The 12892-nt window shown below is 68.3% G+C and carries 12 protein-coding genes; 8 read left to right on the top strand and 4 right to left on the bottom strand.

Annotated elements, in window-relative coordinates; translation table 11 throughout:
* Positions 1-132 precede the first annotated feature (132 nt).
* Positions 133-315: a CsbD family protein gene (locus tag GGQ96_RS00060; RefSeq protein WP_184110404.1), complete on the top strand. Its 183-nt coding sequence runs from the start codon at positions 133-135 to the stop codon at positions 313-315.
* 83 nt (positions 316-398) lie between these two features.
* On the opposite strand, the gene purL is transcribed toward GGQ96_RS00060, so the two are convergent.
* Entirely contained in the window at positions 399-2615 is a 2217-nt protein-coding gene (purL, locus tag GGQ96_RS00055; RefSeq protein WP_184110402.1) for a phosphoribosylformylglycinamidine synthase subunit PurL, read from the bottom strand.
* A 109-nt stretch (positions 2616-2724) separates the two neighbouring features.
* A complete protein-coding gene (gene map, locus GGQ96_RS00050; protein WP_184110400.1) occupies positions 2725-3552 on the bottom strand; it encodes a type I methionyl aminopeptidase in 828 nt (275 codons plus the stop codon).
* A gap of 50 nt (positions 3553-3602) precedes the next feature.
* Between map and GGQ96_RS00045 the strand changes: the two genes are divergently transcribed.
* The 4 genes from GGQ96_RS00045 (at position 3603) to GGQ96_RS00030 (ending at position 8618) form a co-directional block, all read left to right on the top strand.
* Positions 3603-4367 carry a competence/damage-inducible protein A gene (locus GGQ96_RS00045; RefSeq protein WP_184110398.1) on the top strand — a complete coding sequence of 255 codons (765 nt, stop codon included), beginning with the start codon at positions 3603-3605 and terminating at the stop codon, positions 4365-4367.
* Between the two features lie 162 nt (positions 4368-4529).
* Entirely contained in the window at positions 4530-6044 is a 1515-nt protein-coding gene (locus tag GGQ96_RS00040) for an O-antigen ligase family protein (protein WP_184110396.1), read from the top strand.
* A gap of 135 nt (positions 6045-6179) precedes the next feature.
* The gene (locus GGQ96_RS00035) at positions 6180-7241 is read left to right on the top strand and encodes a CAP domain-containing protein (protein ID WP_343058924.1); all 1062 of its coding nucleotides are present in this window, start codon (positions 6180-6182) and stop codon (positions 7239-7241) included.
* Between the two features lie 75 nt (positions 7242-7316).
* Positions 7317-8618 (top strand): glycosyltransferase, encoded by a 1302-nt coding sequence (locus GGQ96_RS00030; RefSeq protein WP_343058866.1) that lies wholly within the window; start codon positions 7317-7319, stop codon positions 8616-8618.
* Here the strand turns inward: GGQ96_RS00030 and GGQ96_RS00025 are convergent.
* A complete protein-coding gene (locus GGQ96_RS00025; protein ID WP_184110392.1) occupies positions 8518-9258 on the bottom strand; it encodes a fatty acid desaturase in 741 nt (246 codons plus the stop codon). The genes GGQ96_RS00030 and GGQ96_RS00025 overlap by 101 nt on opposite strands.
* Complete coding sequence (locus GGQ96_RS00020; protein ID WP_184110390.1) at positions 9245-10201, bottom strand: phosphatase PAP2 family protein; 957 nt, start codon at positions 10199-10201, stop codon at positions 9245-9247. The genes GGQ96_RS00025 and GGQ96_RS00020 overlap by 14 nt, the downstream gene beginning before the upstream one ends.
* Positions 10202-10430: 229 nt before the next feature.
* Here GGQ96_RS00020 and GGQ96_RS00015 point away from each other — a divergent pair, with 229 nt between their 5' ends.
* The 3 genes from GGQ96_RS00015 to GGQ96_RS00005 all read left to right on the top strand — a co-directional run bounded on the left by GGQ96_RS00015 (position 10431) and on the right by GGQ96_RS00005 (position 12813).
* Positions 10431-10634, top strand: coding sequence for a hypothetical protein (locus tag GGQ96_RS00015; protein WP_184112276.1), 204 nt, complete (start codon positions 10431-10433; stop codon positions 10632-10634).
* Positions 10635-10725: 91 nt separating this feature from the next.
* Positions 10726-12078, top strand: a complete 1353-nt coding sequence (locus GGQ96_RS00010) for a glycoside hydrolase family 27 protein (protein ID WP_184112061.1) — start codon at positions 10726-10728, stop codon at positions 12076-12078.
* 120 nt (positions 12079-12198) lie between these two features.
* Positions 12199-12813, top strand: coding sequence for an acyltransferase family protein (locus tag GGQ96_RS00005; RefSeq protein WP_281392596.1), 615 nt, complete (start codon positions 12199-12201; stop codon positions 12811-12813).
* The last annotated feature ends 79 nt before the right edge of the window (positions 12814-12892 follow it).

Genomic DNA, 12892 nt, shown 5'->3' with positions numbered 1-12892 from the left:
TCCGCCCCGCCCGGCCGATCCCGCTAGAGCGAAATTGGGAACCTGGGTGTAAGTCCTTGGTTACTCTTGCTGAGCGGTCCGGCGACCGGGCGATTTTCCCGCCCCTCGCGTCCGACCGACATGGAGGTTGCGATGGGCGAACTGACCGACAAGATCAAAGGCAACGTCAACGAGGCGATCGGCAAGGCCAAGGAGGCGATTGGCGAGCATAACCGGGATCCCAACCTTGCCGCCGAGGGCGAGGCGCAGCAGGCCGAGGGCAAGGGCCAGCAGCTCAAGGGCAAGGTGAAGGGCGCGCTGGGCGACGACATCTGATCGGGGCTGAATCCCGGACATGAAGAAGGGCCGCTCCGGTATACGGGGCGGCCCTTTTTGCATCTGTCCCGGTCGGCGGGCGATCAGCTCTCCGTCACGACGCTCATCAGCGTCGGAAAGAACGCCTCGTGCGCGGTGCGCAGATCCTCCAGCGACACCACGTCGTCGCGGTCCGGCCGCTCGAAGATCAGGCGCTTGCCACCGGTGCGCCCGAGCGGCTCGACCTCGACGCCCGCCGCATGGGCCTCGGTCAGGAAGTCGAGCAGCGCGGCGTCATCGGCGGTGACGATGTAGACGCCCTGATCCTCGCCGAAGAAGGACCGCGCGCAGTCATAGGGCTGCTTGCGGTCGAGGATCGCGCCGATCGCGCCGGCCAGCGCCATCTCCGCCACCGTCACCGCGATGCCGCCGTCGGACACGTCGTGCACGGCGGTCAGCCAGCCGGAGGCGATGCCCTTGCGCACCAGGTCGCCCGCGCGACGCTCGGCATCGAGATCGACCGGCGGCGGCGGGCCATCCTCGCGGCCGTGCAGCTCGCGCAGCCACAGCGTCTGGCCGAGATGGCCGGTGCGGGTGCCGACCGCCAGGATGATGTCCCCCGCGCCCTTGAACGCGATGGTCATGTTCTTCTGCCAGTCGCCGAGCAGGCCGATCGCGCCGATCGCCGGGGTGGGCAGGATCGCCGAGCCGCCGCCGGTCGCCTTGGATTCGTTGTAGAGCGAGACGTTGCCCGACACGATCGGGAAGTCGAGCGCGATGCACGCCTGGCTCATTCCGTCGAGGCAGCCGACGATCTGGCCCATGATCTCGGGCCGCTGCGGGTTGGCGAAGTTCAGGCAGTTGGTCACCGCCAGCGGGTTGGCGCCGACCGCGGTCAGGTTGCGCCACGCCTCGGCCACCGCCTGCTTGCCGCCCTCGACCGGATCGGCGAAGCAGTAGCGCGGCGTACAATCCGTAGTGATCGCCAACGCCTTGTCGGTGCCATGGACGCGCACCACCGCCGCATCGCCGCCTGGGCGCTGCACCGTGTCGGCGCCGACCATATGGTCATACTGCTCCCAAATCCAGCGACGGCTGGCGATGTCGGGCGAGCCGATCAGCGTCTTGAGATCGGCGGCGATGTCCCGGCATTGGGGCGCGTCGGCGAGCGGCGCGCGCGGCGGCGTCGGCACCCAGGGCCGGTCGTAGAGCGGCGCCTCGTCGGCCAATGGCCCCAGCGGAATGTCGCAGACCGTCTCGCCCTTGAACTTCAGCACCATGCGACCGGTGTCGGTGACATGGCCGATCACCGCGAAGTCCAGCTCCCACTTGCGGAAGATCGCCTCCGCCTCGGCCTCGCGGCCGGGCTTGAGGACCATGAGCATCCGCTCCTGCGACTCGGAGAGCATCATTTCATAGGGCGTCATGTTCGATTCGCGCTGCGGCACGTCGTCCATGATCAGCTCGATGCCGACGCCGCCCTTGGACGCCATCTCGACCGAGGAGGAGGTGAGGCCGGCGGCGCCCATGTCCTGGATCGCGACGATCACGTCGGTGCCCATCAGCTCTAGGCACGCCTCGATCAGCAGCTTTTCGGTAAAGGGGTCGCCGACCTGCACGGTCGGGCGCTTCGCGTCCGCATCCTCGCCGAAATCGGCCGAGGCCATGGTCGCGCCGTGGATGCCGTCGCGCCCGGTCTTGGAGCCGACATACACGATCGGGTTGCCGATGCCGCTGGCCGCCGAATAGAAGATCTTGTCGGTATCGGCGACGCCCACGGTCATCGCATTGACCAGGATGTTGCCGTCATAAGCGGGGTGGAAGTTCACTTCGCCGCCAACCGTCGGCACGCCGACGCAATTGCCGTAGCCGCCGATGCCATGGACGACGCCCGAGATCAGGTGGCGCATCTTGGGATGGTCGGGCCGGCCGAAGCGCAGTGCGTTCATGTTCGCCACCGGCCGTGCGCCCATGGTGAACACGTCGCGCAGGATGCCGCCGACGCCGGTCGCCGCGCCCTGATAGGGCTCGATGTACGAGGGATGGTTGTGGCTCTCCATCTTGAAGATGGCGGCCTGGCCGTCGCCGATATCGACCACGCCGGCATTCTCGCCGGGGCCGCAGATCACCTGCGGGCCGGTGGTCGGCAGCTTCTTCAGGTGGAGGCGGCTCGACTTGTAGCTGCAATGCTCCGACCACATGACCGAGAAGATGCCGAGCTCGACAAGGTTGGGCTCGCGGCCCAAGGCGTGGAGCACGCGCTCATATTCCTCGGGGGACAGGCCGTGGTCGGCGACGATCTGTGGCGTGATGGCGGTCATGGCCCGCGCCTTTAGCGGGAGCGGGCCGGTTCGTCACTATTCCGGTGAAACTAACGCGCCGCACGGTTGGACGATCGAACGCGACGATCCGCCCGGGGCCGGCGCCACGCTACAGATAGGGCGGCTGGTGCAGCCCCGCCGGGCTGGTGGTGAAGATCTCGCAGCCGGTCTCGGTGATGCCGATTGAATGCTCGAACTGCGCCGACAGCGAGCGGTCGCGGGTCACGGCGGTCCAGCCGTCGTCGAGCAGCTTCACGTCGGGGCGGCCGATGTTGATCATCGGCTCGACCGTGAAGATCATGCCGGGGCGCAGCTCCGGGCCGGTGCCGGGTCGGCCGACATGGACGACCTCCGGCGCGTCGTGGAACAGCCGGCCGACACCGTGGCCGCAGAAATCGCGGACGACGCCGTAGCGGTGCTTCTCGGCATGGCGCTGGATGACGTGCGAGATGTCGCCCAGATGATTGCCCGGCCTGGCCTGCTCCAGCCCCAGCATCAGGCATTCATAGGTCACCTCGACCAGCCGCTTCGCCTTCAGCGGCACGTCGCCGATCAGGTACATGCGGCTGGTGTCGCCATGCCAGCCGTCCAGGATCGGGGTGACGTCGACATTGACGATGTCCCCCGACTTCAGCGTCTTCTCGGACGGGATGCCATGGCAGACGACATGGTTGATCGAGATGCAGCTGCTATGCGTGTAGCCGCGATAGCCGAGCGTCGCCGGCACGCCGCCGCGCGCGCACACGAAATCGTAGATCAGCCGGTCGATCTCGGCGGTGGCGACGCCGGGCACCATGTGCGGCGTGATCATGTCCAGCGTCTCGGCGGCGAGGCGGCCGGCGGCGTGCATCCCGGCGAAGGCGGCGGGGCCATGAAGCTTGATCGCCCCGGTGCGGCCCTCGGGCGCGTCGGACGTCACGGTCACATATTCGGTCATTGTCGCGATATAGCGTGGCGGCGGCGCTTTTGCGAGGCTAAGGTCGCGCCATGGCCGATCGCATCTGGACCGCCGCCCTCGTCGTGATCGGCGATGAAATCCTGTCCGGACGGACGCAGGATCGCAACGTCGCGCAGGTCGCCGCCTGGCTCAACGTGCAGGGTATCCGCCTGGCCGAGGTGCGCGTGGTCGCCGACCGCGAGGCGGCGATCGTCGAGGCGGTCAACGGTTTGCGCGCGCGCAACGACTATCTGTTCACCACCGGCGGCATCGGCCCGACGCATGACGACATCACCGTCGATGCGGTCGCGGCGGCGCTGGGCGTGGGCGTCGTCCATCACCCGGAGGCGATGGCGGTTCTGACCGAATACTATGCGACGCGCGGCGGCCTGACCGAGGCGCGGGCGCGGATGGCGCGCGTGCCGGAGGGGGCCGGCCTGATCGTCAACCGCGTATCCGGCGCGCCGGGCATCCGCATCGGCAACATCTTCATCATGGCGGGCGTCCCGCACATCACCGCCGGCATGCTCGATTCGCTGACCGGCACGCTGGAGGGCGGCCGCCCGGTCGTGTCGCGTACGATCGGCGGCTGGATCGCCGAAAGCGAGGTGGCGGACCTGTTGCGCGACGCGGAGAAGCGGTTCCGCGACCGCGGCGAGATCGCGATCGGCAGCTATCCCTTCTTCCGCGAGGGGCGGGTGGGGGCCAATCTGGTGGTGCGCGGCCCGGACGCGGCGCTGGTCGCCGACTGCGTCGCCGATCTCGCCGCGGCGCTGCGGGCGGCGGGGCATGAGACGGTCGATGGCGGCATCTGACCGACCATGAAGAGCCGGGTCGGGCGGCGTTTGACAGGACGCCGGCGATCGCTGGATCACCACGCACGATCCGGGTAACGGGAGCGGCAGGGCAGAATTCCCGGCTTACATGTTGACCGTGCACGCTCCGCTCGGCGGCTGCAACCATCTGGATAATGGGCAATGTTCTCCGTCATCAAATCATCCATTGTCATCATGGTCCTTACCGCGGCGGCGATGTATCTCTTCGCGTCCTGCGTGAAGCCGGCATGGAAACCGGTCGGCCGAGCCTCGGCTAAAGTCACGGCATTCGCGTTCCTCGGATTGTCGTTGGGACAAATCTACGTTGCCTTCGCCGCCTTGCTGGTGGTCGCGGCCGGGTTCATCAGAAATCGGGCGCATGCGGCCGGCCTGATCATCTTCCTGATCGTCACCCTGCCGGGGATCGCCTTTACCGCAATGGCGGGGTCGCTCCAGTTGGTGAACATCTCGACCGAGTCGTGCGTGACGCTCGGCGCCTTGATCGCCGCCTTCATGTGGACCAAGGGCAAGGGCACCCGTTATTCCCTCGCCGATGTGCCGGCATTCGCCGTCATGTTGGTGCTGGCGTTCATCTCTGCGCGCGACTCCTCGCTGACGAACGTCATGCGCGTGACGGTTCAGATCAGCCTGAGCCTGTTCCTGCCCTATCACATCGTCAAGAAGTCGATGAATGAGGCAGATGCGGTGCGTAGCGCCGTTCTGTTCGTGGTGGCATCGGCCTTGGCCATCTCGGCCGTCGCGATCTTCGAAAGCGTGAAAGCCTGGCCTATGTACCAGGTATTCCGCAACCAGTTCGGCATCTACGGTCTTGCGAACGTGAAGATGCGCGGCGGGATGTTGCGCGCCGGCGGACCGCTGATGAATCCTCCCTTGTCGGCCGCGTTGCTGGCGCTCTGCTTCGTGACGACCTTTGCCGCGCGCGACCTGTTCAAGTCCCCGGCGAAGCATAGGATATTGCTGGCGATCGTCGCGGTCGGCCTGTTCTCGGTGCAGTCGCGCACCGGCTGGCTCGGCGCAGTGGCCGGTTGCATGGGCGTGATGCTTTCCCGTCGCGGCGTGACGGGGATGATCGCGCCTGTCGCCGCGCTGTCTCTGGTGTTCGGCGGTGTCTACGGATTGACCTTGGCCAGTGAGCGGGCCGCCAACCTTCTTGGTTTCTCAGTCGATGCGAAGAACAGCAGCGACTATCGCGACAAGCTGTACGATCGCGGCGTCGAACTCGTTCGCCAGCATCCGGCGATCGGCCAGCCGCCCTCGATCGTCACCGCGCAGATGGAGGATCTGCGCCAAGGCGAGGGGATCATCGATTTCGTGAACGGCTATCTGGGTATCGCGCTGTTTTCCGGATTGATCGGTCTGGCGTTGTTCGCCGGCGGCATCGTGGCGCAAGCCTTCGCTTCCTATCGGGCCCGCCGCGTGTCGCGGGCGAGAGGTTGGGGGAGCCTGTCGGACATGGGGCTGGGGGTCGCGGTCTGCGCCGGCGCGATGTTCCCCTATATTCCGACGGACGGCCGCGTCGTGCTGACCATGTTGCTGCTCTTTGCGCTGAGCAATGCGGTGGCGAGCCTGCCGGCCGTCGGCCGTAAAAATTCCGCCCGGCGGCCGTCCGCACCCCCGCCGCGGTCCACGGCGGAGGCGGTGCCGGCGGTCGCCTGATCCCGCGATCGTCTACATCGTCCATTAACTTCTCAACGGCATAGCGTCTCGATCGCGGCGGACCCTCCATCTGCCCGGAACAGGGACGGAATGATGCGGTTGCGTTCGACCACGGCTTGGCGGGCCTTGATCCTCGTGCCTCTGCTCGCCGGGTGCGGCGGCGGCGGCGGTGATGCGTCGGGGGCCGGCACGGCGGTGACCGTGATCCCGGCCGCGACGCCCACGCCCGCGCCGACCCCTGCCGCGACGCCGACGTCCGATGCTACGCCCGCACCGACGGCGATGCCGACGCCGACTTCCAGCCCGACGCCGGCGGCCAGCATCCCGACCGCCTGGGCCGCGGGGATCGCGGCGAGCTATTCGGTCCAGCCGGACGTGGCGAACTGCAAGGCGGGCACGCTGGGCGCGAACGTCCGGGCCGAGGCGCTGGCGGTGATCAACACCATCCGCGCGCTCCACAAACTGCCTGCCGTCACCTATTCGGACGCCGACCAGGCGGAGGCGATGGAGTCCGCGCTGATGATGGCGGCGAACGGCCAGCTCAGCCACACGCCGCCGACCAGCTGGAAGTGCTACAGCGCCAGCGGCGCCGCAGGCGCCGGGTCGAGCAACCTCTATGGCGCGGTGCCGTCGCCCTTTCTTTCGCTGACGCCCACGGACACGATCTTCGCCGGCTGGATGACCGAGGTGCGGAACATCGTCGCGGACAATGTCGGCCACCGCCGCTGGATCCTGTCGCCTTTCCTGACCAGCATCGCCTATGGTCGCGTCGCCGGAAGCGATGGGGTCAATCGCACCGACGCCACCTCGCTCAAGGTCTTCGGCCAGGCGAGCGCGCCGGCGGTCGACGCCGCCGCGCTGCCGAGTTTCGTCGCCTATCCGCAGGGCGACTATCCTGCGCGCTATTTCGACATGAGCGCGCTGCTGTCCTTCTCGGCGATCATCGATCCCACCCGCGCCGGCAATAATAGCGCGGTGGACTATGCCGCCGCGACGATCCGGGTCACCGGCGCGGATGGCGCGGCGATGACTGTGTCGGGCATCAGCTTCGACAATCTCGGCTATGGCGTGCCCAACAACATCCAGTGGAAGGTGGCGGGGCTTGGCCGCAACGTCACCTATAGCGTGACGATCGACAATGTCCGGGTGCGCGGCGTGGCGCGGTCCTACGGCTACACGTTCCGCATCATCGATTAGGGTGCATCGGCTGGACAGGCCGGGATCGGGCCTTTAGCGGATCAGGCTGATAAGTGCCTGACAACGCGAGGGTGCGTGCCGATCGAATCACGCCATGTCGCGATCATCGCACCGCCCACGCCGGGGCATCTCAACCCGCTCCAGGTGCTGGGGGGCGAGCTGGTGCGGGTGGGGCACCGGGTGACGATCGTCCATCTGGGCGAGGCGGCGGACCTGGTCGGCGACCCCCGCATTGGCTTCGCCGCGATCCAGGGGCTGGGGCTGACCAGCCTGTCCGACTATCATGCGCGGCTCGCCGACCCGACCGGACCGGTCGGCCTGACCCGGATGATCCGCGCGACCGCGGGCATGACCGGGCTGCTCCTGGACCAGGGGCCGGCGGTGCTGACCCGGATCGGCGCGCAGGCGGTGATCGCGGATGCGGCCGAGGCTGCCGGCCCCCTGATCGCCGCGCGGCTTGGCCTGCCGCTGGTCGGCACCATCACCGGCCTGCCGCTGTTGGCGGAGCCGGACGTGCCGCCGCCCTTCCTCGGCTGGCGCTACCGGGCCGACGGCCTGGGACGGTTCCGCAACCGGGGCGGCTACCAGGTGTCGGACCTGTTGATGCGGCCGATCACCCGGGTGCTGGCCACGCGACGGCAAGCCTGGCGCGTGACTGAGGCCGAGCCGCTGGTGCAGGTGGCGCAATGTCCTGCGGGTCTGGACTATCCGCGCCGCCGATTGCCCGCGGCCTTCCGCTACGGCGCGCCGTGGCGCGGCGCGCCGGCCGCGATCGACCTGACGCGGGACGGTCGCCCCCTGATCTTCTGTTCGCTCGGCACGTTGCAGGGCGGCCGCGGCGACCTGCTGGCGACGATGGCGGCGGCCTGCGCCGCCATCGGGGCGCGCGCGGTGATCGGCCATGGCGGCGGGCTGAGCGCGGCCGAGGCGGCGGCGCTGCCCGGCGACCCGCTGGTCCGCGCCTTCTGGCCGCAAGAGGCGGTGCTCCGCCACTGCGTCGCGGCGGTGCTGCATGGCGGCTTCAACACCGTGCTCGATGCCCTGGCGGCGGAGGTGCCGATCGTCGCGGTGCCGATCGCCTTCGAGCAGCCGGGCACCGCCGCGCGGCTGGCGCGGATCGGGGCCGGGCGGGTGGTGCCGATGCGCGCGCTCACCCCCGCCCGGCTGGCGCAGGCGCTGGCGGCGGTGATCGGCGAACCCGGCTACCGGGCGTCAGCCCGGCGTCTGGCGGAGGAGATGCGCGCCGCCGGCGGCGCGCCGGTGGCGGCGGCGGCGATCAGCGCGGCGTTGCGCGCCGTAGCCGGGGCAGCCGCCACCAGGGCGTCTGCGGGCTCAGATGATGTTCGTGGTGACAGGCGCCGAAGTGGAAGCAGGTGAGCAGCGACAGGAGCGGCGACAACCGGCTGTTGCGCGCGTGATGGGCATCGGCGAAGGGCTGCGCCTCGTGCCGGTGCGGGAGATAGGTGCCGAACAGGAACAGCTGTCCCAGCGCCAATAGGGCCGGCACCGCCCAGAAGGCAACGATCGACCAGAGCGATGCGCCGAGCAGCATGTAGAGGATCGCCGCCAGCGTGATGCGGACGATCTGGCCGTGGGTGTAATAGCCCCGGAAGAAGCGCACGAACCAGGGGAGCGCGCGGGTCGGTGCGTCGGGGTGGAAGTCGGGATCGGCCGGGGTGCCCGGCGCGGCATGGTGGGCATGATGCTTGGGCAGCAGCGCGCCATAAGAGAGACCGGCATAGGCGGCGAGGCAGACCGTGCCGACGATCCGGTTGAGCCGGGGGCGGCCGGGGGCCAGCGAGCCGTGCATGCAGTCATGCGCGACGATGAACAGCCCGGTGCTGAGCCAGGCCTGGATCAGGATGAGCAGCCCGGCGATCGGTGCGGTGGACCAGCGCCATTCCCAAAAGAAGATGCCGCCGAGATGGATCGCCGCCCAGGCGAGGGCGATCGCGCCGGCCAGCATCAGGCCGGACAGGGTATCGGCAGCCGGGGCGCGGCGGTCAGGCAACGGCATCGCGCACTCCCAGAGGCGGTCGAGAATCACGGACCGGCTGCAACCGGTCGACCGCGAACAGGCGGCGGACGACGAGCAGAGCCGGCGGCGCGAGCGCCAGGCCGGCGATCACGTCGACCCCATAATGCCCGCCGAACAGCGGCGTCGCAAGGATGGTGACGCCGGCCCAGACCGGGGCGGTCCAGCGCAGCCCCCGGATGTCCCGCTGCGCCCAGGCCAGCAACACCGGCAGGGTCGCGTGATAGCTGGGGAAGCTGACGATCCCCATCAGCTGCGTCAGGTCCAGGATGCGGCGGCTGCCGTTGCGCAGGCCGGCGATCAGGTCCTGCTCCAGCCAGGCGATAGACGGCCAGAGATGGCGGTAGTGCGTGGGGTCGAAGAGATTGCCCATCGCCGGCATTGCCCCCGACAGGGCGATGGTGACGAAGCCCGCGAGGATGGCGGCGGCCACGGTCCGCGCCAGCCGCTCCGCCTGCCCGCAGGCGCTGAGTGCGACGATCGCCACGATCATCTGCAGCGTCAGGCTGTGATAGGCGAAACCCCCGATCCACAAGGCGACCGGCGCCTGGTCCACCGCCCGGAACACGGCCGGCCAGTCGAAGCCCAGCCAGCGGTCGGCCGCAGCGAAGCGCGCATCCCATAACCGCCCCGCCCGCGCCGCCAGGGCATAGGCGAAGACTACGCCGATGATCGTGAACAGCGTCATCTGGAGGAAAGCCTCCGCGCCGACCGCCAGTCGCGCCCGGCCGCTGCGCCGCCCCCACAGCGCGGCGGCGGCGAGCATCGCCAGGGTCAGCAACGGCGGCACCGCGCGTGCCGGATCGATGCGGAAGCCGACGCCGAGACAAGCGAACAGGCACGTCAGCGTCATCGCCCCCAATAGCCACCAGGAGAAGCGACTCGCGACGCGGGCGGGACCGTCGGTCGGGCGGGGGGCGATCATCGATACCCAACGCGATGCCGCTGCGTATGTGCCAACAAGGGATGGAAGGACGCCGATAATTTCGGACTGAAATTCTGGGCCGAAAAGCCTGGGGGGATCGCGAGAAAGGGGCTGCGTCCGAACGACGGGGTGGTCCCGTGAGAACGGGAGCGGGTGCGGGAATGTCGCGGCAGGGCATGACACCGTTCACGCCGCGGTGCGTTTCACCCGCATCAACAAGGAGCGCATGATGCACGACCAGGCCCACACGCCGCATGAGCCCGAGAGCTTCGCCGACATGCCGATCCAGCCGACCGGATCGGGCGTCCAGGATCTGGAGACCGCCTATGAGCAGATGCGGCTGTCCGAGGAGGAGGAGGCGGGCGAGGCTTCGTCCGTGGTCCCGACGCTAAGTGGCGAGGCGATGGCGGAAAGCGAGGCGCATCCGAGCTGATCGTAACAGCAGCCGCGACATCCCTCGCCCCGACCGGTAAGACGGGCTTCGGACAGAAGACGCCGAACGGGGCGGGGGAGGCGTGTCGATGATGCAAGTGAAGGTCAGCCGCCGCGAGGCCCTGTCGGGCGGCGCTGCGACCGGTGCCGCGATGGTGACGGCCTCGCGGGTGGACGCGGCGGCCAGCCCGCTCCTCGCGCCCCGCCCGCCGATGGGCTGGAATAGCTGGAACAGCTTCGCCACCACGATCACCGAGGCGCAGGCGCGCGAGACCGCAGCGATCATGCGCGCCCGGCTGCTGCCTTTCGGCTATGATATCTTCACGGTCGACATCCAATGGTATGAACCCGAGGCGTCTAGCTACAGTTACAACGCGACGCCCGTGCCGGCGATGGACGATTATGGTCGGCTGGTTCCCGCACCCAACCGCTTTCCCTCCAGCACCGACGGTTCGGGCTTCACCAGGCTGGCGGCGGATGTCCACGCCATGGGCCTGCAATTCGGCATCCACCTGATGCGGGGCATCCCCCGGCTGGCGGTGAAGCGCAATCTGCCAATTCTCGGCACCCGCTACCACGCCGCGGATGTCGCCGACACGAACAGTGTCTGTTCGTGGAACCCCGACATGTACGGCGTCGACATGACGCGGCCGGGCGCGCAGGCTTATTATGACAGTGTCTTCCGCCTTTATGCCGGCTGGGGCGTCGATTTCATCAAGATGGACGATATGAGCCGCCCCTATGACGCGCACGCGCCGGAGATCGAGGCGGCGCACCGGGCGATTCAGCGGAGCGGCCGGCCGATGATCCTCAGCCTGTCGCCCGGCGAAACGCCGGTGCTGCGCGGCGATCATGTCCGCCGCTTCGCGCAGATGTGGCGCATCTCCGACGATTTCTGGGACGAATGGCCGATGCTGGAGGCGCAGTTCACCCGGCTGGAGAACTGGACGCCCTATCGTGCGCCGGGCTCGTGGCCCGATGCCGACATGCTGCCGCTGGGCCGGCTGGCGCTCGGCAAGCGGGACAGCCGGTTCACGCCCGACGAGCAGCGTACGCTGATGACCTTGTGGTCGATCGCGCGCTCGCCGCTGATCATGGGCGGCGACCTGCGCCATCTGGATGCCGCGACCCTGGCGCTACTGACCAATCGCGCGGTGCTGGCGGTCAACCAGGCCTCGACCAACAACCAGCCGCATTTTGTCGAGGACGGCGCCCGCATCTGGTCCGCCGTGCCCGACGGCGCGCCCCGCGACCGCTATGTCGCGCTGTTCAACACCGGCGCGACGGCCAAGGCCATCGGGCTGCCGCTTCGCCAGCTTGGCCTGATCGCACCGGTCGCGGTCACGGATCTATGGTCGGGGGAAAGCCGGGGGCGGGTTCAGGGCCACTTCGCCGTCACGTTGCCGCCCCACGGCGCCGGCCTCTACCGTCTCGCCGCGCGATGATGCAGGTTGATGCGGTCGGTTTGACGCTTAAGTTACGGAAAATCATAGTTAATTAATGACCGTAAGTCTGACATACATGCTGCGCTGCACGATGAGGCGGCGACAGCAACGGTGGTGCCCATGCGGTCGGATCGGATCGATGAGACGCGAGGAATAGCGTGTCTCCTGGTGCTGGCATTTCACGCGATCGGGTCCGAACCGGGCCTCGGGCGATCGTCCTGGGTCTATTTCGCCGACAGCCTCCATTTCGTCCGGATGCCGATCTTCATCGCCATCACCGGCTATCTCTACGGCCGGACGCGCGGCTATCGCCCGCTGACGCCCGCCATGTGGTCCAAACGGCTGTCCCGCCTATGGCCACCCTTTCTGCTGGTGACCCTGATCGTCGGCATCATCGACAAGGTGGCGGGCCGCGGTTTCCATCCGGTCGACGCCTTGCTGTTCGGATCGTGGCACCTTTGGTACATCCAGGCGATCGGCGTGATCCTGGGCACGATGCTGTTCATCGAACTCTGGATATCCCCTGGCAGTCGTAGCCTGTGGATCGCCGCTGCGATCGCCGCGCTGGTCGCGGCGTCCGGCGTGCTGGCCGATGTCAGGCTGCTGTCCATCCAGCGGGCGATCTGTCTCATGCCGCACTTCCTGGCCGGCGCGGCGCTAGGATCGACCCCGCGGGAGAACCAGCCCCGTCTGCTCAAGATCGCGATCTATGCGCTGGGTGTTGATTTTCACTGAGAGTTGACCCGGCGTTTTCATCGAGAAGTGACCCGGGTCGTGGGGGTAATGTCAGGCCCGCGGGTTTGCGGGTCAAGTC

The sequence above is a fragment of the Sphingomonas abaci genome, from assembly GCF_014199625.1.
Taxonomy (GTDB): domain Bacteria; phylum Pseudomonadota; class Alphaproteobacteria; order Sphingomonadales; family Sphingomonadaceae; genus Sphingomonas; species Sphingomonas abaci.
The sequence above is the reverse complement of the archived record's forward strand: the minus strand, read 5'-3'. Positions and strand labels throughout refer to the sequence as shown.